The sequence below is a fragment of the Pseudomonas sp. NPDC007930 genome (genome assembly GCF_042958985.1).
Lineage (GTDB): Bacteria > Pseudomonadota > Gammaproteobacteria > Pseudomonadales > Pseudomonadaceae > Aquipseudomonas.
This window is the reverse complement of record NZ_JBIBKC010000001.1, coordinates 936,409-959,235: the sequence shown is the minus strand read 5'-3', so window position 1 is coordinate 959,235 and position 22,827 is coordinate 936,409. Positions and strand designations below refer to the sequence as shown.

At 64.3% G+C, this 22,827-nt stretch carries 6 protein-coding genes; 4 read left to right on the top strand and 2 right to left on the bottom strand.

Annotation, left to right across the window (positions count from 1 at the left end; translation table 11 throughout):
- The first annotated feature begins 94 nt into the window (after positions 1–94).
- Both ACFZCE_RS04325 and ACFZCE_RS04320 read left to right on the top strand, forming a co-directional pair.
- Positions 95–17,515 (top strand): retention module-containing protein, encoded by a 17,421-nt coding sequence (locus ACFZCE_RS04325; protein ID WP_390936380.1) that lies wholly within the window; start codon positions 95–97, stop codon positions 17,513–17,515.
- A gap of 150 nt (positions 17,516–17,665) precedes the next feature.
- Positions 17,666–18,004 (top strand): tryptophan synthase subunit beta, encoded by a 339-nt coding sequence (locus ACFZCE_RS04320; RefSeq protein WP_390936379.1) that lies wholly within the window; start codon positions 17,666–17,668, stop codon positions 18,002–18,004.
- A 237-nt stretch (positions 18,005–18,241) separates the two neighbouring features.
- Here the strand turns inward: ACFZCE_RS04320 and ACFZCE_RS04315 are convergent, their stop codons facing one another.
- Complete coding sequence (locus ACFZCE_RS04315; RefSeq protein WP_390936377.1) at positions 18,242–19,783, bottom strand: GTPase; 1,542 nt, start codon at positions 19,781–19,783, stop codon at positions 18,242–18,244.
- Positions 19,767–20,876, bottom strand: a complete 1,110-nt coding sequence (locus ACFZCE_RS04310) for a GTPase (RefSeq protein WP_390936375.1) — start codon at positions 20,874–20,876, stop codon at positions 19,767–19,769. The genes ACFZCE_RS04315 and ACFZCE_RS04310 overlap by 17 nt, the downstream gene beginning before the upstream one ends.
- 171 nt (positions 20,877–21,047) lie before the next feature.
- Between ACFZCE_RS04310 and cydP the strand changes: the two genes are divergently transcribed.
- Together cydP and ACFZCE_RS04300 are read left to right on the top strand one after the other, a co-directional pair.
- Positions 21,048–21,242 carry a cytochrome oxidase putative small subunit CydP gene (gene cydP, locus ACFZCE_RS04305; protein WP_390936373.1) on the top strand — a complete coding sequence of 65 codons (195 nt, stop codon included), beginning with the start codon at positions 21,048–21,050 and terminating at the stop codon, positions 21,240–21,242.
- Positions 21,239–22,822, top strand: a complete 1,584-nt coding sequence (locus ACFZCE_RS04300) for a cytochrome ubiquinol oxidase subunit I (protein WP_390936372.1) — start codon at positions 21,239–21,241, stop codon at positions 22,820–22,822. Before cydP ends, ACFZCE_RS04300 begins: the two co-directional genes overlap by 4 nt.
- The last annotated feature ends 5 nt before the right edge of the window (positions 22,823–22,827 follow it).

Below are 22,827 nucleotides of genomic sequence, written 5' to 3'. Positions count from 1 at the left end.
CATTAATCGAATCTAAGCGCTCCCCTCTGAAATGGCTGAGAATTTTCGCCAGTCGTAAGGAAGCGACCCAGAAGGTAACCCCGGAGAAGTCCCCATGAGCAGTGTTGTTGCCATCGTCAAAAGCATTGTTGGCCAGGTTGTCGCTGTATCCCCGGAAGGGATCAAACGTGTGCTGGTGGAAGGCGATCGGCTGTTTGCCGGGGAGCAGGTAGAGACCGGCGCAGGCGCCGTCACCCTGCAACTTCAAGATGGGCGCACCCTCGACGTCGGCCGGGACAGCCAGTGGAGCGCCGCGGCGCCTGCCCGTGTAGAGGCCAGCCACGACAGCATCGTGGCCAGCAACGCCCAGGCGACTTCCGTCGATGACCTGCAGAAGGCCATCGCCGCCGGTGCCGACCCGACGCAGGACCTTGAAGCCACCGCGGCCGGCAACGATGCCGTAGACACCGGTGGTTCGGGGGGTGGCGGCCACACCGTGGTGATGCTGACCGAAACCAACGCCGTGGTTGACCCCACCGTGGGCTTCAATACCGCCGGCCTGGACGGTGGCCAGACCATCGCCGCCGAGCAAACCGATGCCACGCCCGTACGCGCGGCCACCCTGACGCTGAGCGCGACGTCGACCATCACCGAAGAGGGCGGCGTACTCACCTACACCGCCACCCTGAGCCAGGCGGCCCTCAGCGCCACCACCGTGACCCTGAGCAACGGCGCGCAGATCGTCATCGCCGCCGGCCAGACCAGCGGCTCGGTCAACGTCACGATGGGCAACGAGAACACCCCGTACATCGATGCCCACAGCCTCGAAGTGACCATCACCGGTACCAGTGGTGGTGCTGGCCTGAACATCACCAGCCAGACCACCCCGGCGGTGACCCAGGTTACCGACACCATCGACCCGACCCAGGTCACCGTCAGTGCCGCCGAGTCGGTCAACGAAGGCAGTTCGCTGACCTACACCATCAGCGTGGCCAATGCCCCGCAGTCTCCCCTGGTGCTGCAGTTGTCCGATGGCAACACCGTGACCATCGCCACCGGCCAGACCTCCACCACCTACACCGTCAACGTGGGCGATGCCAACCATGGCAACCGCGGCGACGACGCCCTGGTCCAAGGCACTACCAGCACCACCCTGAGCGTGACCGGCGTGGTCAATGGCGCCAACGGCAACCTGGAATCGGTGGTGACCAGCGGCGCTTCGGCGACCACCAGCATCACCGATAACAACACCCTGACCACCGTGGCCATCACCTCCGATGCCGCGGGCGGCAAGGTGGTCGAAGGGCATGACATCACCTACACCTTCACCGTCAGCAACGCACCGTCGTCGAATCTGGTGCTGACGCTGTCTGACGGCGGCACCGTGACCATCGCCGCCAACTCGACCAGCGCCACCTACACGGTGAACGTGGGCGCCGAGCTCGACGGCAACCGCCCGGACAACGCCTACAACGACGCAGACAGCACCACCACCCTGAGCGTGACCGGCGTACAAAGCGCCGGCGGCCTGGAGAACGTGCAGATCGGCTCGGAGATCACCACCACCATCACCGACTCGATCGGTGACGGCAGCGACAACGGTGCCACCACCACCAGCGTGACCCTGGCCGCCAGCGCCAGCGTTTCCGAAGGCGGCACCATCACCTACACCGCCACCGTCGGCGCCGCCGTGACCGGCAGCCCGGTCGTGGTTACCCTGAAAAACGGCGAAACCATCACCATCGCCGTGGGCGAAACCGAGGGCAGCACCACCTCCGCCGCGGTGGGCGGTGATGTGTACCAGGGCTACCCCAACGTCGACAACAGCATCACCAGCGTGACCGGCGGCAACTACGAAAACCTGCAGCCGGCCGCCGACACCAACGTCACCACTGCCGTGACCGACGTGATCGACACCACCACCCTGACGCTGACCGGCGACACCCGCATCGGCGAAGGTGAAACCGCCCAATACACCCTGAGCCTGAGCAACGAGGCCAAGACCGACGTTGTGGTCGAGCTGGTGTACACCGGCAAAGCCGCCAATGGCGATGACATCACCATCACCCAGTCGGTGACGATCGCCGCGGGCAGCAGCTCGCAGGCGTTCTCGGTGCCGACCCTGGCCGATGGCAAGGTCGAAGGCCTGGAAACCTACACCGTCAGCATTGGCAGCGTGACCGGCGGCAGCTTTGAAAAACTGGTGAACGGCGACGCCGACAGCGTCACGACCACCATTTACGACCGTGACCGCCCAGTCGCCGAAGGCGGCAGCGTGACCGGCAGCGAAGACCAGACCGTGACCCTCACCTGGGCTGACTTCCACGTTCAGGAGCCGGTCAACGACGTCGGCGATGAGCGCCTGGGCATCACCCTCACCCAACTGCCAACTGACGGCACCCTGTATCTGAACGGCAAGGCACTGACTGCGGCTGACCTGGGCACCGACGGTTACTTCGTCAGCCGCGCCGAGATCAAGGCCGGTGAGCTGACCTTCACCCCGGCCGCCGACGCTTCGGGCGACTCCAGCTATAGCAACCCGGGCACCGGCGACCAGCACGACGTTTACGCCCAGATCAGCTACAAGCCGACCCTCGACAGCCTGACCGGCGAGACGGTCAAGCTCGGCATCGACATCACCCCGGTTGCCGACCCCACCAGCATCAGCCTGGGCAGCACCCCCGCCACCTTGCTGGGGCAAACCTGGACCACCCTGGCGCTGGGCCACGATGGCGGCGGCATGCCGCCAGCTGACCTGAAGCACGCCATCGATACGGCGACCCAGCAGCCCAATGGCAGCGCCAACACCACGCAATTCAGCAACACCGATGTACCGGTGGACCAAGCCACCAAGCTGTCTGGCGTGATCTACCTCGAAGCCGGCCACACCTACACCTTCAGCGGCAGCGGTGACGACACCCTGCTGCTGCAAGTGGGCACCCAAGTGGTGGGCAGCACCCAGTGGAGTGTCAACCAAGGCTTCAGCGGCACCGTGACCCCGGCCGCCAGCGGCTTCTACACCATTGAGCTGTACCATTACAACGCCGATGGCCCGGGCGCCTACAACGTCAATGTGGCCGTCGATGGCCAGCCGGCGACCTCGCTCGGCGCCAGCGGCCTGCCGGTATACGCCAACATCGGCGCGGTCGAAAGCCTCGGCATTAACGTGGACGCGCACCTTGACAGCAATGGCGACGGCTACTACAGCGGCTACGCGTTGAACCACGGCGCCGAAGACAGCGCCATCAAGCTGGCGACCATCAGCGCCACCTTCGGTGACAGCGCCGACGGCTCCGAAACTCACCTGATCACCATCAGCAACATCCCGCTAGGCGGCACCCTGACCGATGGCACTAACAGCTACACCGCCATTGTTGGCGGCGACGGCAAAGTCGACGTCACCGGCTGGAACCTGGCCAACCTGAGCTTCACCCCGCCGCTGAACGCCAACGGCACCATCAATCTGGTTGCCACCGCCACCGCCCTGGAAACCGCCAACGGTGTGATCGTCGACACCTCCGAGTCCTCGGTGACCATCCCGGTCAGCGTGGTGCCGGTCAATGACGCCCCGGTAATCGGCGGCCTGCCAACCGGTACCGACCACTTCAGCAACAGCTTCACCGAAGGTGACAGCGGCGTGCCGGTGGCCAGCAGCGTGACCCTGAGCGACGTCGACAACACCACGCTGCAAAGCGCGACCATCACCCTGACCAACGCCAAGCCGGGCGACGCGCTGACCATCGGCGAAGTGTTCAGCGGCCTGACGGTGAACATCAGCGACGACAAGACCACCATCACCCTTACCGGCAGTGCCTCGCTCGAGGACTACCAGAACGCCCTGCGCGCGGTGATGTATGGCAACAGCAGCGACAACCCGAGCGCTGCCGACCGGACCATCTCGATCGTGGTCAACGACGGCGACAAAGACTCGCTGGTGGCCACTTCGGTCATCGACGTGACCCCGGTCAACGACGCACCGACCGTCAGCGCACCGGCCACCCTGAGTATCGCCGAAGACAGCTCGGTGACCTTCAGCGGCGACAACGCGATCAAAGTCGCCGACGTCGACGCCAACGGCAGCGCGATGAACTTCTACGTCAGCGTTTCCAACGGCAAGCTGGTGCTGGCCGACGGCACCTCTTCGGAGGCGGGCGGCAAGAACGCGATCTTCCTGTACGGCACCGTTGAGCAGATCAACGCCAAGCTCGAAGGCGCGACCTTTACCCCGAACGCCAACTTCTTCGGCGACGCTGGCATCAGCATCACCGTGAACGACAACGGCAACACCGGCATCGGCGGCGCGCTTAAAGGTACTCAGGAAATCGCCATCAGCGTGGCGCCGGTCAACGATGCGCCGGAAATCAGCTTCAACGGCGTGAAGTTCACCGAAGGCGACCAAGCCACGGCGATCATCAGCAACCTGAAGATCACCGACGTCGACGACAGCACCCTGAGCAAAGCGGTGGTGACCGTCAGCGGCCTGTCTTCGGCTGACCAGTTGGCGATCAACAACGCCCTGGCCGCCGAAAAAGGCATCCACATCGAGTACTCCGCTGGCACCAGCAGCGTGACCTACACCCTGACCAGCGACACCAACGCGCCGGTCAGCATCGAGGCGTACAAGGCGCTGATCGAAACGATCACCTTCGCCAACACCAGCGACAACCCGACCACCACCGACCGGACCGTGACCATCGCGGTCACCGACAACGGCGGCAGCACCACCACCTTGCTCGGCGCCTCCGACAGCAGCAGCCTGACCGTGATCGCGGTCAACGACGCACCGACCGTCAGCGCACCGGCTACCCTGACCATCGCTGAAGACCACTCGGTCACCTTCAGCGGCGACAACGCGATCAAAGTCGCCGACGTCGACGCCAACGGCAGCCCGATGAACTTCTTCGTCACGGTGAGCAACGGCAAGCTGGTATTGGCCGATGGCACCTCGTCCGAAACCGGTGGCAAGAACGCGATCTTCCTGTACGGCACCGTTGAGCAGATCAACGCCAAGCTCGAAGGCGCGACTTTTACCCCGAACCAGGACTTCAACGGCAACGCTGGCATCAGCATCACCGTTAACGACAACGGCAACACCGGCATCGGCGGCGCGCTCAAAGGTACTCAGAACATCGCCATCACCGTCACCCCGGTCAACGACCCGACGGTCATTGGCGGTGGTTCGGGCGATGCGGGCAACCACTTCGACGCCACCTTCACCGAGAAGGGCGCCGCGGTGCAGATCGCGCCGACCCTGACCCTGGCCGACGTGGACAACACCACGCTGAAAAGCGCCACCGTGACCCTGGTCGGCTTCCAGCCGAGCGACAAGCTGAACACCGCCGGCATGCCTGACGGCATCGTTCCGACCGTGACCCGCGACGGTAGCAACCTGGTCGTGACCCTGACCGGCACCGCCAGCGTTGAGGCCTACCAGCAAGCGCTGCAGGCGATCACCTTCTCCAACGGCAGCAGCAACCCGGCGATCGGCGACCGCACCATCACCATCACCGTGAACGATGGCACCGATGATTCGGAAGTCGCCACCACCACGCTGCACGTGACCCCGGTCAACGACGCACCGACCATCAGCTTCGGCGATGTGACCTTCACCGAAGGCGACAGCGCCAAAGCCATCGTCAGCAACCTGAAGATCAGCGACGTCGACGACAGCAAGATGAGCGCGGCCAGCGTGACCGTCAGCGGCCTGGGCAATGGCGACGTGATCGCCATCAACAGCGCCTATGCCACCGCCCATGGCCTGCAGGTCACCCGCACCGACGAAGGCGGCACCGTGGTGCTGCATATCGAAGGCGTGGCCAACACCGCGACCTACAAGCAGCTGATCGAATCGATCACCCTGGCCAACGGCAGCGACAACCCGACCGCTGGCGAGCGCACCGTGACCATCTCGGTGACCGACAACGGCAGCAACACCAGCACCGTTCTCAGCGGCACGGCCCAGAGTACCCTGACCGAAGTGGCGGTCAACGACGCGCCGGTCATCGGTCGCACCAACGGCTCGATCACCAGCTTCGGCAACGTGTTCATGGAAGCCCCGGACGTCGCCAATGGCGAAGTAGCGCGCCCTGGCCAAGGCTCGGCCCTGTTGCTCGCCGACCTGACCCTGACCGACGCAGACAGCAGCTCGCTGAAAAGCGCAACGGTGACCCTGCTGCACGTGCAGTCGGCTGACCAACTGACCGCCAGCACCGCCGGCACTAACCTCAGCGTCAACGTCGAGCAGGTGAAGGACGCCGACGGCAACGTCACCAGCCTGGTGCTGACCGTGACCGGCGTGGGCTCGGCCGCGGACTACGAGAAGGTGCTGAAAACCGTCACCTTCGACAACGAAACCCAAGACCTGCACGGCCCGGACCGTACCTTCACCCTGGTGGTGGACGACGGCAGCAGCGAGAACAACCTCGCCACGGCCAGCGGCACCCTGTACATCAAGCCAGACAACGACGCGCCGATCGTCGCGGTGAGCAGCGAGCCGGTGACCTTCACCGAGAACGGTGCGGCCATGTCGATCGTCAAGGGCCTGACCCTGACCGACGTCGACAACGCCAACCTGACCAAGGCGGTGGTGACCATCACCCACCTGAGCGGCGCTGACCAGATCGCCTTCACCGGCAGCACGCCAGCCGGCGTCACCGTCACCCCGGTGACCAACGCTGATGGCAGCGTGACGATCACCATCGAAGGCGTGGCCAGCAAAGCGCAATACGCCGAGATGATCTCGTCGATCCAGTACAGCAACAGCACCGACACGCCTACCGGTGGCGCGCGCGGCGTCAGCATTACCGTGACTGACGAAGGCGACAGCAGCACCAACTATGATGCCCGCACGCCGGTCAGCAGCGCTGCGTTCAACACCGAGTTCAACGTGGTGGCGGTCAACGACCTGCCAACCCTGGCCGTTGAAGCGGTGCCGGTGAGCGCGCACATTGCCCAGGCGGGCCAGGTCATCGGCGCGTTCAGCAACGTGGTCGACCTCGATGGCGACACCGTTACCGTGCACCTGGAGCAGTCGAGCGACCCGGCCAAGCAGTACTACGCCCTTGATGGCAACAACGTCGTGCTGACCGAGGCCGGTGCGGCCCTGGTCAACAGCCAAGGCGCCAGCGCCCTGCCGACCGTGGTGGTGGTGCCGAACGACGGCACCGCCGATGGCGCTCAGTACCTCATTACCCCGAACTACACCCTGACCAACGAGCCAGTGGTCGCGGCCAACGACACCCCGGCCAACACCAGCGATGCTGGCGGCCTGGTCGCCCACTACTATGGCGATGCCGCCCACGTCGGCTCGATCGCGCAGGCGCTGAACTACATCAACACCGCCGGCCGTACCCCTGATGCCAGCTTCACCGTCAACCAGGTGAATTTCGGCGGTGTGACCACCGATGGCATCGGCAAGGGCCAACTGGCGACCTTCCTGGGCAACAACGCCTCGGACGTGACCGGTACCCCAGCGTCGACCCAGTCGGCCATCATCGAAATGAGCGGCACCGTGAGCCTCGCCGCCGGCCACTACTCGTTGAAAGTCAGCGCCGATGACGGCTACCTGGTGCTGATCGACGGCAAGCCAGTGGCTTCGGTCGACACCAATGGCCAGACCCACGGCGTGACCGACTTCACCGTGACCGGTGATGCCAGCCACACCCTGCAGATCCTCTATTGGGACCAGGGCGGCGCCGCTTCGCTGAAAGTCGAGGTCAAGGACTACGACGCTCCGGATTCGGCCTACACCGTGCTCGGCGCCACCACCAGCGGCAACTTCGCCCTGGGCCATGACACCCTGACCACCACCGTTGGCGCACCGCTGGTGATCGACGCCGCGACGCTGCTGGCCAACGACACCGATGGCGATGGCGACAAACTGACCATCACCGCTGTGACCGCCAAGTCCGGCGGCTCGGTGAGCTTCGATGAAGCCACCGGCAAGGTCACCTTCACCCCGTCCCTGACCGGTAGCGGCCAGGCTGTGTTCACCTACACCGTGAGCGACGGCCATGGCAGCACCACCACGGCCGACGTAACGGTACAGGTCAACGCACTGAACCACGCGCCGACCTCGGACTGGACCAGCGCCAAAGTCGCCGAAGGCGGCACCGTCAGCGGTACCGTGGTCGGCAAAGACACCGACGTGGGCGATACCCTGCACTTCGAAGTGAAGGGCACCACCCCGGCTGGCTTCACCTGGGTCAACCAGGCCACCGGCGAGTGGACCTTCGACGCCAGCGCGGCGAAGTACGACTCGCTCAACGTCGGCCAATCGGCCAAGGAAATCATCGAGTACACCGTGACCGACAGCCAAGGCGCCAGCAGCACCGGCCGCCTGACCCTGACCGTCAACGGTGTGAACGATGCACCTGAAATCGACGTGGTCACCCAGCCGGTCAGCGTGCACGAAGCCGCTGAAGGCAACGTGGTGGGCACCTACACCGTCAAAGACGTCGACAACGCAGCCTCCAGCCTGACCGTGCGGGTATCTGACGCCGTGTTGGCCGATGGCAGCAAGGTCAGCCAGTACTACACCGTCGATAACGGCGAAGTGAAACTGACCCAGTTCGGCGCCGACTACGTCAACGCCGGCCACACCCTGCCAGCCATGCAGCTGGAGGTCAGCGATGGCCAGGCGACCACCCCGGGCTCGGCCCCGGCGTCGGTCGAACTGACCAACATCAACCCGGTAGCCGTGGCCGATGCCGCGAACACCGGCATCGAAGGCAGCGGCCTGCTGGTTCATTACTACGGTGATGCCAAAGGCCTGGGCAGCATCGCCGACGCCTTGAACTACATCAACGGCACCGGCACTGCCTCGGTGCAGGCACCAAACGTGACGCTCATTGCCGGCAAAGTCGATTTTGGCGGCGTGAGCAAGGATGGCCTGGGCAAAAACAGCCTGGACACCTTCCTCAAAGGCAACGCCACCGACGCCACCGGCAGCCAGCCGACCACCCAGTCCGCCATCCTCGAGATGACCGGCAAGGTCACCCTGGCCGCGGGCACCTACTCGATCAAGGTCACCGCCGATGATGGCTATGTAGTCCTGGTCGACGGCAAGCCAGTTACGCTGGTCAACCAGAACGGCCTCAGCACCCAGACTGCTTCGTTCACTGTGGCAGACACCTCTGCCGGTAACAGCGAGCACAGCATCCAGATCGTTTACTGGGACCAGGGCGGTGGCGCCCAGTTGAAAGTGGAGCTGGCCCCAGCGGGCAGCACCACCTACACCGTGCTCGGCGATGCCGCCGCCGGTAGCAACTTCGCGGTCGAGCACGACCTGCTGACCACCACCGCGCAAGCACCGCTGACCATCGATGCCGCGACCCTGCTCGGCAACGACACCGACGCCGATGGCGACCGCCTGAGCATCACCGGGATCACTGCCAGCACCCACGGCACCGCCACCTACGATGTAAACACCGGCAAGGTGGTCTTCACCCCGGCCGATGGCTTCGTGGGCACCGCGACCTTCACCTACGGCATCAGCGATGGCCATGGCGGCACCAGCTCGGCAACGGTCAGCGTGCAGGTCAACAGCCTCAACCACGCGCCATCCTCGGACTGGACTAGCGCCAAGGTCGCCGAAGGCGGCAGCGTCAGCGGCACCGTGGTCGGCAAAGACGCCGACCTGGGCGACACCCTGCACTTCGAAGTGAAGGGCACCACCCCCGCGGGCTTCACCTGGGTCAACCAGGCCACTGGCGAGTGGAAGTTCGATGCCACCGCGGCCAAGTACGACCCGCTCAACGTGGGCCAATCGGCCAAGGAAGTCATCGAATACACCGTGACCGACAGCCAGGGCGCCAGCAGCACCGGCCGCCTGACCCTGACCGTCAACGGCGTGAACGATGCGCCGGCTGTCAATGACACGCCGATCCACGCCGTCGAAGACGTTGCCAAGGAAGTGGTGCTCGCGGCCAGCGACGTTGATGGCACCATCAAGAGCTACACCATCACCGACGTGGCCCACGGCAGCTTCTACACCGACGCCAGCGCGACCACCAAGATCGAGCCAGGCACCGTGTTGGCGGCCCCGGCCGACGGCAGCGGCCTGAGCGTCTGGTTCAAGGCGGATACCAACTGGAGTGGCAACACCCAGTACAGCTTCCAAGCGACCGATAACTCCGGCGCCAGCACTTCGGTGACCAGCGCGATCGACGTCACCCCCGTCAGCGACGCGCCTTCGCTCACCCTTGGCAGCCGCGAGTGGGCCATCAGCTCGAACTTCGAAAACACCGCGCCTGGCATCGACGTGCCGGTTTCCAGCGTGGCCGGTGCTACCTGGCTCACCCATAACGGTAGCGGCCAGGTCGAAGTGCAGAGCGGCGACAAGTACGGCCTGCCGGCGACCAACCAGGTCATCGAGCTGGAGCGCAACAGTGGCGACGCCAGCGACCTGTACACCGTGGTACAGAACGCCAAGGCGGGCACTGTCTACACCCTCACCTTCGACTACTCGCCACGTGCCGGCTACACCGGTGCTGACTCCGAGATCCTGGTGAAGTGGGGCGATGCCGTGGTGGCCACGCTGAACAGCGCCACCGTCGGCCTGCAAACCTACACCCTGAACCTGCCGGTCACCGCCGACGGCAACCAGACGCTGACCTTCGTCGCGGCTTCGGACAGCGGCTACAACTCCGTAGGCGGTGTGCTGGACAACATCCAGCTGACCACCCACGACAACACCGGCCTGGCCGGTTCGCCGATCCTGCTGCAACCGATCACCGCCACCTTGAACGACACCGACGGCTCCGAGACCCTCAAGGTCGAGATTCGCCAGGTGCCTACCGGCGGCGTGATCAGCGACGGCACCCACACCGTTTACGTGGGCGTTACCGGCACCGACACCGACAGCGTCAAGTACCTCGCCGCGGGCAGCGCGGTGGATGTCACCGGCTGGAACCTGAGCGCGATCAGCTTCACCGCGCCTGCTGGCAGCAGCGGTGATGTTGCGCTGAAGGTCGTTGCCATCGCTACCGACCACTACGCTGGCGCTACCGCCGGTACCCTCGGCGCGGCCGTGACCTCGGCCGAAACGCCGGTGGATGTGACCGTGCATGTGCTGGCCGCCGATAACGCGCCGCACATTGCCCTGACCACCGTGGGCGTAACCGAAGACAGCCCGAACACCGTGGCGGGCCTGGTGGTGGGCAACTACAGCACCTGGGACCAGAACGGCCAGGCGGTGAGCGTTGCCCTCAAAGACGGCAGCAACCCGAACGGTTACTATCAGGTCGACGAAGCGACCCACAGCGTGAAACTCACCGACGCCGGTGCCGCGTATGTGAACAGCGGCCACGTGCTGCCGGAAATCCAGCTGGTCGCCAGCCTGGTGGGCGTTGCCAACAGCCCAACCGCCGAGGCGGATGCCACGCCGGCCGTGACCCTGGTCAACGACCCGGCCAAGCTGACCATCGCCGACAGCACCTTCCTGGAAGGTCACGATGCGGTATCGCTGGTCACCAGCGGCTTCACCATCGTTGACCAGGACAGCACCACCCTGAGCAAGGCGGTGATCGTCGTCTCCAACGCATCGGCCAACGATGTGCTGGATTCCTCGCACGCCACCAGCGCTACCCAGAATGGCGATGTCACCAGCGGTACCACCTCCGATGGCATCGACTTCACCCGGGTATACGACAGCGCCACCCAGACCTGGACCGTCACCCTCACCGGTGTGCAGTCGGTCGAGGCGTACCAGGCACTGATCCAGTCGATCACCTTCAGCAACAGCGACCACCCGGCAGTGGGCAGCCGTGGCGTCAGCGTCACGGTCACCGACAACGGTGGCGATGGCCAGCCGGCTGTGACGTCGCAGACCGCGACCTCCACCGTGACCTTGCAGAAGCAAGTGATCGTCAGCGTCAGCGCCGAGGCTTCGGTGACTGAAGGCGACACCATCCACTACGTCGCCACGCTGAAAGACACCGCGGGCAACCTGGTCACCGCCAACAGCGACATGACCATCAGCCTGGACAACGGCAAGCAACTGACCATCCAGAAAGGCCAGAGCACTTCCGAAACCGAAACGGTGACGGCGCCTGATGACTACTACATCAACACCCCGTCGCTCGCGGTAGACACGCACATCACCAGCGTAACGGGCGGCGATGTGCTGAACCTCTCGGTGAACAGCAGCAACGTGCACACCACCGTGCTGGACAACCAGAGTGAGACCGTCCTTCACCTGAGCGGCCCGGCGGCGCTTTACGAGAACGGTGCTAGCCAGCTGTTCAGCATGACGCTGGATCGCCCTGTCACGGAAAACACCACCGTCAAGCTGGGTTACACCCTGCAGAACGCGGATGGGACGACCTCGACCGGCAGCTTCGATGTGGTGATCCCGAAAAACGGCACCACCGGCTCTATCTCGCTGTTCCTCACCAACGATTCGGTGATCGAAGGCACCCGTGACCTGACCTTCCAAGTGCTGAGCGTCAGCGCTTCGGGCCTGGAAAAAGTCACCTTCGCCGACGCGAACATCAAGGTCATCGCCTACGACGACGACCTGCCAGGTGCCGCGGGCAATACCGTTCACACCGACGAAGCCACGACCAAGGTCTTCAGCTGGTCTGACTTCAACGTCACCGGTACCGCGCAAGACAACACCGACACCGCCTGGAGCCTGAAGATCACCAGCCTGCCAACCGATGGAGTGCTCTCCCTCAATGGCAAGCCGCTGACCTCGGCAGACCTGGCCAACGGCATCAGCGTGACCCAGCATGACATCAATGCTGGCGCACTGACCTTCACGCCAACTGCCCACCAGTCGGGCAACGACAGCTACACCGGCACCACCGGTACCGGTGACCAGAAGTCGGTCTACGCCTCGTTCACCTACGAGGCCGCCAACCACGGCCAGGTGAGCAGCAGCGCCACCCTGAAAGTAGACGTCGACCCGATCGCCAACGCACCGACCCTGACCGTCAGCGTGCCCGCCGCGGCCACTACGGGCTTCAACAAGGTCACCGTCGCCAGCGCTGGTTTGCTCAGCGCCCTGGGCAACGGCGGTGGCGGCGCGGCCACCGCCGACCTGATCACCCAGGTCGGCAAGGCGACCGCGGGCCTGACCCCGGACAACACCGCTTCGGTGCACAGCACCAGCAACGTTGCCGTGGATACCGCGACCAAGTTCTTCGGCCTGGTTTACCTGGAAGCAGGCAAAACCTACACCTTCGGCGGCCAGGCCGATGACAGCTTCGCTGTCGTCGTCGGTGGCACCACGGTGGCCACTGCCAGCTGGAGCACCGTCACCAATGGCGTGCACGGCGTGATCAGCGGCAGCTACACCCCGCAGAACAGCGGCTACTACCAGGTAGACATCTACCACTACAACCAGAACGGCGCCGGTAACTACAACCTCACCGTTGCGGTCAATGGCGGCACGGCGAGCGGCCTGGACAGCGGCGCGCTGCTGACCTACACCAGTGCCGATGCACTGGGCAGCTCGGCTACCCAGCACGTACTGGCCAATGGCGAGGGCTACTACACCGTCAACACCGTGAACCACGGCGTTGAAGACGCCTTCATCAAGCTGAGCACCATCACCGCGACCTTCCCGGACACCGACGGGTCGGAAACCCACGTGGTCACCCTGAGCGGGCTGGGCAACGTGCAGCAACTGCAAGGGGCGCTGGCGGGTACCACCACGCTGGTGAACATCACCATCACCAACGGCAAGGCCGACATCTCTGGGTACGACCTGTCGACCCTGCAGATCAAGCCAAACACCGACTGGAACGGCACCATGACGCTGACGGTGGACGCTTACGCCGCCGAAAAAGTCGCGCCAACCGTTCACGCCGATGCTCCGTCGGTGTCGTTCAACGTGATCGTCGATGCGGTGAACGATGCCCCGACCCTGAGCGTCACCCCGTTGACCCTGGTCGAGCACGCTGTACACGCTGGAGAGGTGGTTGCTACCTACGTCGCCGGTGATGTCGACCACGATGCGCTGACGGTGAGCTTCACCGGCACCAGCAACTCGCAGGGCTACTACGCAGTCGACCAGGCTGGCAACGTGACCTTGACCACCACCGGCGCTGCCTGGGTGAACGCGGGCAATACGCTGCCGCAAGTTCAGCTGACCGTCAGCGACGGCAGCCTGACCGCTTCGGCAACCGGCACGCCGGTCGTGACCCTGACCAACGCCGCGCCGACCATCAGCGTAACCGCTGACCATGGCACGGCCCATGCCCCTGCCTCGGGCGCGGTGGTGGCGCATTACACCACCAGCGATGCCGACGGTGATGCCCTGACCGTGACCTTCAAGGCTGGCAGCAACCTGGCGACCTATTACACCCTCGACACGGTCAACAAGACGGTCGCGCTGACCGATGCCGGTGTGCAGTACTACACCACGCACCAAGGGCAGTTGCCGACCATCGAGTTGGCAGTGACCGATGGCCGTGTGTCGGTGGCTGGCAGCGACACCCCAACGCTGAGCAACCTGGCGCCGACCGTGAGCGTCACCGCGACCGACTCCAAGCCGCACGTCGCGGCGGTCGGCAGCGTTGTCGGTACTTATAGCACCGCCGACGGTGACGACGCGCAGAGCAAGCTCACTGTGACCGTCAAGGCCAATGCCGACGGCTCGGCGGCGTACTACAGCCTGAACACCACCACCCACCAGGTGGTGCTGACCGAGGCTGGCGTGAACTACTACAACAGCCACAACAACACGCTGCCTGCCGTCACGCTGGTCGTGACCGATGGCCGCGCCAGCAGCGAAGGCAGTTCGCCGCTGGCACTCAGCCTGAGCAACAGCGCGCCAGTGGCCAACGATGACATCTCCATCGTCGGCGGCCTCAAGGGCGAGTACTACGGCTACGCAGAGGGCGTGAACTCGGCAGGCGTCAACCAGCCGAACCTGACCAGCGTCGCGCAGGTACTGGCCTGGATCGCCAGCCACCAGGCTGATGCCACGTTCAATGCCACCAAGATCGACTACGGCAATGGCGTGACCAACAACCTGGGTGCCTACAACGCCAGCTCGGGCACCTCCAGCCTGGTCAAGTTCCTGGGCAGCAATGCCAACAGCCTGGACAACCACGAAAGCAACACCTCGGACGCGATCGTCAACCTGACCGGCCAGGTGAGCCTGGCTGCCGGCACCTACACCCTGCGTATCACCGCCGACGACGGTTACATGGTGTTGATCGATGGCAAGCAGGTCGCGGTTTACGACGGCAACACGCCAGCGCAAACCAACGACTTCAAGTTCACCGTCAGCGGCACCGCTGTGCATGACATCCAGATCGTGTACTGGGATCAGGGCGCCAATGCCGTGCTCAAGGTACAAGTGGGTGATGCCAACGCCACCAGCAGCAGCTTCAAGGTGCTGGGTGACACCGGCTCGGCGCTCGAACACAACCTGTTCGTGACCACCGAGAACCTGCACACCAACGACCACAGCCTGATCATCAGCGGCGCGACCCTGAAGGCGAACGACACCGATGCCGATGGCGATACCCTGACCATCGTCAACGTGAAGGCCGTCAATGCCGGCGATACCGCGGTGCTCAACGCCGACGGCAACGTGGTGTTCACGCCGAAGGCCGGCTTCTCGGGCCTGACGTACTTCACCTACGACGTGTATGACGGCCGCACCAACAGCGTGAAGAGCGCAACCGTGACCGTGCGGGTGACCCCGGTGGCACCGGTGCTCGACCTCGACACCAGTGTGGTGGGCGCGGACCACTCGGTCAGCTACATCGCTAACCACGACGGTGTCTCGGTCAGCGACAAGGCAGCCATCACCCTGGACGATGCTGGCATCAAGACCGCGACCATCGCGATCAGCAATGCCATCAGCGGCGACCACCTGAACATCGGTACGCTGCCGACCGGCATCGCGGCGGTGCTGTCGAGCGACGGTACCTCGGTGACCCTGACCGCGGCCGCCAACAGCGGCGCCACCAACGCGAGCTTCCAGGACGCGATCAAGGCGATCACCTTCAGCAGCAGCGCGCACTACGCCGCCGACACTACCCGTGCCGTCACCGTTACCGTGCAAGACATCTACGGTACGTCGTCGAACACGGCGACCACGACCGTGGCGATTGCCAAGTCGGTGTACAACCTGATCGATGGCACTACCACCGGTAGCACCATCAACGGCACTGCCGCCAACGACATCATCGTTGGCGACAAGGCCAACAGCACGGTGGTTATCGGCAAGAACGCCAACGTTGCGTTCATCGTCGATGTGTCGGGCAGCATGGCGAACAACCTGACCGCCGAGAAAAACGCGCTGATCGCGGCGATCAAGGCGGTCCAGAGCGACATGAGCAGCTCGCAGACCATCAACGTGGGCGTCGTCGCGTTCAGCGACCACGCCACGGCGTATACGCTGTCGCTGACCAAAACCGTCGACGTGACTGCCTGGGTGAACTCGCTCTCGGTCAGCACCGGTGGCCGTACCAACTACGAAGAAGCGTTCAAAACGGCGGCGAACTGGTTCATCACCCACCCGAACACCGGCGCGGTGAACGAAACCTTCTTCATTACCGACGGGCAGCCTAACCGCTACCTGACCGGCGAAGGCTACACCGGGACGTCGAAGAGCTACACCACGGTTGCCGATGGCCACGGTGGCACCGAGAAAGCGCTGGAAACCAGCGGTAGCGCCAGCGACTTGGCGACCAACTCGATGGAAGGCTGGAACCTGCTGCACGCGGTGTCGCCAACGATCAACGCGGTAGGCCTGGGTACGTCCGACCTGTCGTCGCTCAACGCCTACGACACCAGCGGCCATGCGGCACAGAACGTGTCTCTGGACAACCTGGCCGGGGTGATCTCCGCCAAGACCGTGACCGCGGTCCCGGCCGCTGACACCGTCAACGGTGGCGAAGGCAACGACATCCTCTTCGGCGATACCGTGTTCTTCAACGGCATCGCGGGCGACGGCACCGCGGCGATCACCGCGTACGTGACCGAGAAGCAGGGCAGCGCCGCCAGCGCCGCTGACGTTTACACCTACATCAAGGGCCACCTGGGTGAGTTCAACGTTGGCGTGGCCGGTGGCGATGACACGATCAACGGCGGCAACGGTGATGACATTCTCTTTGGCCAGGCAGGTGATGACACCCTGATCGGCGGTGCCGGCAACGACATCCTGATCGGCGGCAAAGGCAACGACACGCTGTACGGCGGCACCGGTGCCGACACCTTCATGTGGCTCAAGGGTGACCTCAACACCAGCGGTGGCACCAACGGTGGCGCGGACCTGATCAAAGACTTCAGCAAGGCTGAAGGCGACAAGATCGACATCAGCGACCTGCTGGGTAACCCAACGGACGCGAACATCGACAGCTACCTGAAGATCACCACCAGCACCGACGCCAACCACGTGACCACGTCGACGCTGTCGATCAGCAGCACCGGCGCCCTGAACGCCAGTGCCAGCAACGCTGACGTGACGATCAAGGTGTCTGGTACCGACCTGCTGAGTGGCTATGCCTCTTCGCACGATGCCGTGAAGGCGTTGATCGATGATCACACCCTGAAAGTGAACCAGAGCCACTGATAACCCCCGGCCCCGCCCTGCACCCGCAGGCCGGGGCCGAAGGTATCAACCGCTACGTTCCTGTAACCCCGCTAGCAGTATCAACCGGCCGGCGGCTGCCCTATGCTTAACCGCGTAGGCAGCCGCCGGTCGTTTTTCGAGGGTTTTGACATGTTTTACGTACAGCGCGATGAACAAGGCCAATTGATCCGCGTAGAAGCCGCGGCCTTCGCCGAAGCCACCGAAACGCTCAACGCCGACGACGTGACCATCCTGGAGTGGTTCTCCAACCAGACCGCCTTGCGCAGCCTGGAGCAGTTACGCGAATCCGACCTGAACATGATTCGCGTACTGGACGACTTGATCCAGTTGCTGGTCAGTAACGGGGTGATCCGCGTGACCGACCTGCCCGACGCCGCCCAGGCCAAACTGGCCGACCGTAGCGTGGCGCGGGAAAACCTCGGTGGCCTGAGCCGGTTGATCAACGACGATGAAACGCCGTTGATCTGAGTTGGGGTTGCGGGGCCTTCGCCCGGCACAGCCGGCCTCCCACCAGATTTGTGTAAGCCATTGATTTACGAGGCAACATAGAACCCGTGGGAGGCCGGCTGTGCCGGGCGATGGGCCAGTCAGGCCATGCGCTCAGTAAAACCATTTGAAGAAAATCAGGCCTTTTTATCCTCAATTGAGCGCTCTGATTGCTTAAGTGAACGGCACTCCGGCTGTGCCGGGCGATGGGCCCTCCAATCATTTCAACAACTCAAACACCCCCACCGCCGCCTTGCGCACGCGGTCCATCTCCTTGCTGATCGAAAAGTCACCGGCCTCGCGCCGGCGGCGGTTCAATTGCACGTTCACCGCCTGGGCATAGCGCTCCTGCAATTCGCCGCGCAAGCCGTCGAGGTTGAACGGCGGCCGCCCCGGCGGCAGGGCCAGTGGCACCAGTTCCGGCAGGCCCATGACCTCGCGGTTGTAGGCCAGCGCTTGCTCCACCACCTGTGACGCCTGGCTGCCGTCGCCCGGCGCCCAGTGCTCGGGCCAGCTCCCGGCAGGCAGCAAGCGGTCGACCTGGTTGAGCACGCCGATGATGATCGGCGGCTGGTGGTCGAGGTTTTTCGCCTGTTCGAACCAGCCCAGCAGGTGTTTGCGAAAGGCGCTGTCCAGCGCCCGCGCCGGTTGGTTGGCCTTGAGCACCCAGAGCACCAGGTCGCAATCGCGCACCTGCTCGAACAGCAGCTTTTGCACGGCTTCGCTGCCGTCCAGGCCGGGCAGGTCGACCAGCCGGAGGTCTGGCGCGCCGTCGACGCTGCAGGCATACACCGTGACCCCTTCGGTCGCCGGCAAGGCGCTGACCTCCGCGCCCAGGCTGGCGGTCAGCGCGTTGACCAGCGACGACTTGCCCGCGCCCACCTGGCCGACCAAGCCGATGCGCACAGGGTCCAGCGGCGGCGCCTGGCGCTTATCGTCGGCCAGCGCCACCTTGCCGCGGGCGAGGTCGGCGTCTTCGCTGCGCGAATGGCCGCCGTACAGGTCGATCGCCGCGCGCAGCACCTCCAGCAGCAGTAACATCTTCAAGCGGTTTTGCAGCTCATCGCTGAGGCCGCTGAACACTTCGCCACGCAGTTGGGTGAGCACTTCGGCGAGCAGGCCCTGGGGCGAAAACAGCCGCACCGCGCGGTAGCCGTTGAACAGCTTCATCGCCAGCGGGCCGTAACGTTCCACCTGTTCGTTCAACGCCACCAAGGTCGACAGGCGAATGTGGTCGACCCCTGGCACGTGGGCGCGCAGCACCTTGCGGTAGCGCCGGCTGACCTGCTCGGTAATGGCCAGCAGCTCGGGCGCGGTAAAGGCCAGTTGGGCGTGGCGGCTGTTGTCGTGGTAGCGGTTGGCGACGCTGCGCACCACCGCCAGGGCATGCCCGGGCAGGGCTTGCCAGGCCGGTTGCTGCTTGAGCAGCTCGGCCAGCTCCGGCAGGGTGTCGCGCTGGATCGCGCGGTCACGCTCGCGCCAGTAGTCGGGCACCTTGGGCGTGGCCTCCAGCGCATGCTCCACCGCCGGCGCCACGGTTTGCGCCAGCTTGCGCCGGGCCAGCAGCAGCCCGGCGCTGGCCAGTACCGTGCAGCCCAGCAAGATGCCGATGAACAACAGCAGGTGGCCGTTGGCGAACACGCTGTACAGGCCAAACCCGGCCAGCACCAGCAGCGGGATCACCGCCGTCAGCAGGGCGTAGGGGATGGCCCGTTCAGAGAGGCGGGCGATCACGCCCAGCGCACTAATGGCTCTTTTCATCGCGGGCAACGGGCAGAATGTGTTCGAAGGCCTGCTTGAAGTGCTCGCGCAGTTCCTGGTGGGTGATCGGCTCGCCGCGCTTGAGGCGGTAGAAGTACATGCACGCCGCCCGCCCCAGGGCATAGGTGTAGCCATAGCTGGCCACCGCCGCCGAGGCGCCGCCAATCGTTTGGCCCCACACCGGGATGAACTTGGCCAGCTGGCGCAGGCCCAGCCGCGAGGCGTACTGCACGCCAAAGCCGGTGCCCATGGCCGCGGCGAACTCACCCAGCAGGCGGCGGGTGTACTCCAGCCCGTACTGGTTGGCCAGGCTGTGGAGCATCTTCAATTGCACCGTGGGCACGGCGATCAACCCCACCCCGGGCAGCGCGTCGCAGGCCCCGGCGGCGCCGGCGTACCACATCACCTCGCTCTTGAGCTGCTGGAAGTTATGCTCCTCGGCGTCGTTATGGCCTTGGTCCTGAAACAGCTCGCGAATGATCGGCAAGCGCTGGCCGAGTTTGTCTTTCAGGCCCTGCAGGTTGGATTCGAGGCCTTCGGGGGCGTTGAAGTCAACGCTCAGCGCATCCACCCGGCCGCCCCACACCTCTTCGACCTGCTGCTGGTTATGGCGGATGCAGCGCTGGCGCTCGAGCTCATCGTGCACCTGGTAGATGCCCGAGTGCACCAGCAGCAGCTCGCGAATGCGCCCGGAGCGTTTGATCTGCTTGAGGGCCTTGAGCACCTGGGATTGTTCTGGGTCTTCGGCTTTCATCACCACCAGCAGGGCGTGGCTGGCGCTTTCGCAGTTGGCGATGTCGGCGCTGGCGTCGTAGTCGGCTTCTGCCAGCCCACGGGTGTCCATGAACGCCAGCACTGGGGTGTCTGTGGGGTAGGCGTATTGCTGCGAGGTCATGGTGCAGGGCTTGAAACCCGAGCCCACCTCGACCCGGTCCAGGCCAGTGAGGGCGCGGATCATCGAGCTTTTGCCCGCGCCGGTCTTGCCCAGCAGCCACACCGTGGGCAGTTGCTGAGCGCTGCGCTCGAAGGCGGTCTGCAGGGCCGGGTTGGTTTCCGGGTTTAGCGTTCGGTACACCTGATCGATGATTTTCATACGTGCGCCTGGGCTCTGGGCTATCCACTTTAGTCAGGTACTGGCGGTAAAAAATCCCCTGGGGTGCCCCTGCGACAACCTGCCGCGGCACGTTGTCGGAACGCATTGATGCCGGTCAAGGTCCGGCGCGCCGGGCTTGGGAAAATCCCTGCAAAACCTGAGTGACTGACAATGGCCGCGCACTTCGCATTTCTCAAGTCCCCCCTGGCGAAGGAAATCGCTGTGATCCTGCTGCTCAAGCTGGTGTTGATCATGGGCATCAAAAGCCTGTGGTTCAGCACTCCGCCGCAGGTTCAGAGCAGCACGGCGGTTGGCCAGCACCTGCTCGCACCCCCCTCCGTAACGCCTGAGAACCTCCCAAAATGATCTCCGAATCGGTCGTCGATCTCTCACGGCTACAGTTCGCCATGACGGCGCTGTACCACTTTCTGTTCGTGCCGCTGACGCTGGGCATGGCCTTCCTGCTTGCGATCATGGAGTCGGTCTACGTGATGACCGGCAAGCAGGTGTACAAGGACATGACCCAGTTCTGGGGCAAGCTGTTCGGCATCAACTTCGCCCTGGGTGTCACCACCGGGTTGACCATGGAGTTCCAGTTCGGCACCAACTGGGCCTACTACAGCCACTACGTGGGCGACATCTTCGGCGCGCCGCTGGCGATCGAAGGCCTGATGGCGTTCTTCCTCGAGTCGACCTTCATCGGCTTGTTCTTCTTCGGCTGGGACCGCCTCAGCCGGGTGCAGCACTTGGCCGTGACCTGGCTGGTGGCGCTGGGCTCGAACCTCTCGGCGCTGTGGATTCTGATCGCCAACGGCTGGATGCAGAACCCCGTGGGTGCCGAGTTCAACTTCACCACCATGCGCATGGAGCTCGAAAGCTTCAGCGCGTTGATCTTCAACCCGGTGGCGCAGGTGAAGTTCGTCCACACTGTGGCTTCCGGGTACGTGACCGGGGCGATCTTCGTGCTGGCCATCTCCAGCTGGTACCTGCTCAAGGGCCGCGACATCGGCTTCGCCCGGCGCTCGTTCGCCATCGCCTCGGCGTTCGGCATGGCCTCGATCCTCTCGGTGATCGTGCTGGGGGATGAGTCCGGCTATGAGATTGGCGACGTACAGAAAACCAAGCTCGCCGCCATCGAAGCCGAGTGGGAAACCGAGCCGGCCCCGGCCGCCTTCACCCTGTTCGGCCTGCCCAACCAGGAAACCCAGCGCACCGACTACGCGGTGAAAATCCCCTACGTGATGGGCATCATCGCTACCCGTTCAGTGGATAAACAGGTCACCGGCATCAAAGACCTGGTCACCGAGCACGAGGGGCGCATCCGCAATGGCATGGTCGCCTACGGGCTGCTGAGCAAGCTGCGCAGCGGCGACAAGGGTGCTGAAACCGTGGCGGCCTTCAACGAGGTGAAAAAAGACCTCGGCTACGGCTTGTTGCTGAAGAAGTACACCAGCAACGTGGTCGACGCCAACGACCAGCAGGTCAAGCAGGCCGCGCTGGACTCCATCCCCCACGTGGCGTCGATCTTCTGGACCTTCCGCCTGATGGTGCTCAGCGGCGTGCTGATGCTGTTGTTGTTCGCCTGCGCCTTCTACGCCTCGGCGCGCAAGAACGAGTTCAAGAAGCGCTGGTTGCTCAAATGGGCGCTGTTCAGCCTGCCGCTGCCCTGGGTGGCCACGCAAACCGGCTGGTGGGTGGCCGAGCACGGCCGCCAGCCGTGGTCGATCGGTGAAGTGCTGCCCACCCACCTCTCGGCCTCGACCCTGGCCAGCAGCGATGTGATCGGCTCGATCCTGGCGTTGGTGGGCTTCTACACCGTGCTGTTGATCATCGAGATGTACCTGATGATCAAGTTCGCCCGCCTGGGCCCGAGCAGCCTGCACACCGGCCGCTACCACTTCGAGCAAGCCCAGCCGGCCGCCCCTGCTGCCCCGGCCCTGGCCTGAGGAAC

Bases quoted from the DNA above. Each gene is read 5' to 3' on its own strand.
- ACFZCE_RS04300 (WP_390936372.1), top strand. From the start codon at position 21,239: ATGATCTCCGAATCGGTCGTCGATCTCTCACGGCTACAGTTCGCCATG.
- cydP (WP_390936373.1), top strand. From the start codon at position 21,048: ATGGCCGCGCACTTCGCATTTCTCAAGTCCCCCCTGGCGAAGGAAATC.
- ACFZCE_RS04310 (WP_390936375.1), bottom strand. From the start codon at position 20,876: ATGAAAATCATCGATCAGGTGTACCGAACGCTAAACCCGGAAACCAAC.
- ACFZCE_RS04320 (WP_390936379.1), top strand. From the start codon at position 17,666: ATGTTTTACGTACAGCGCGATGAACAAGGCCAATTGATCCGCGTAGAA.
- ACFZCE_RS04315 (WP_390936377.1), bottom strand. From the start codon at position 19,783: ATGAAAAGAGCCATTAGTGCGCTGGGCGTGATCGCCCGCCTCTCTGAA.
- ACFZCE_RS04325 (WP_390936380.1), top strand. From the start codon at position 95: ATGAGCAGTGTTGTTGCCATCGTCAAAAGCATTGTTGGCCAGGTTGTC.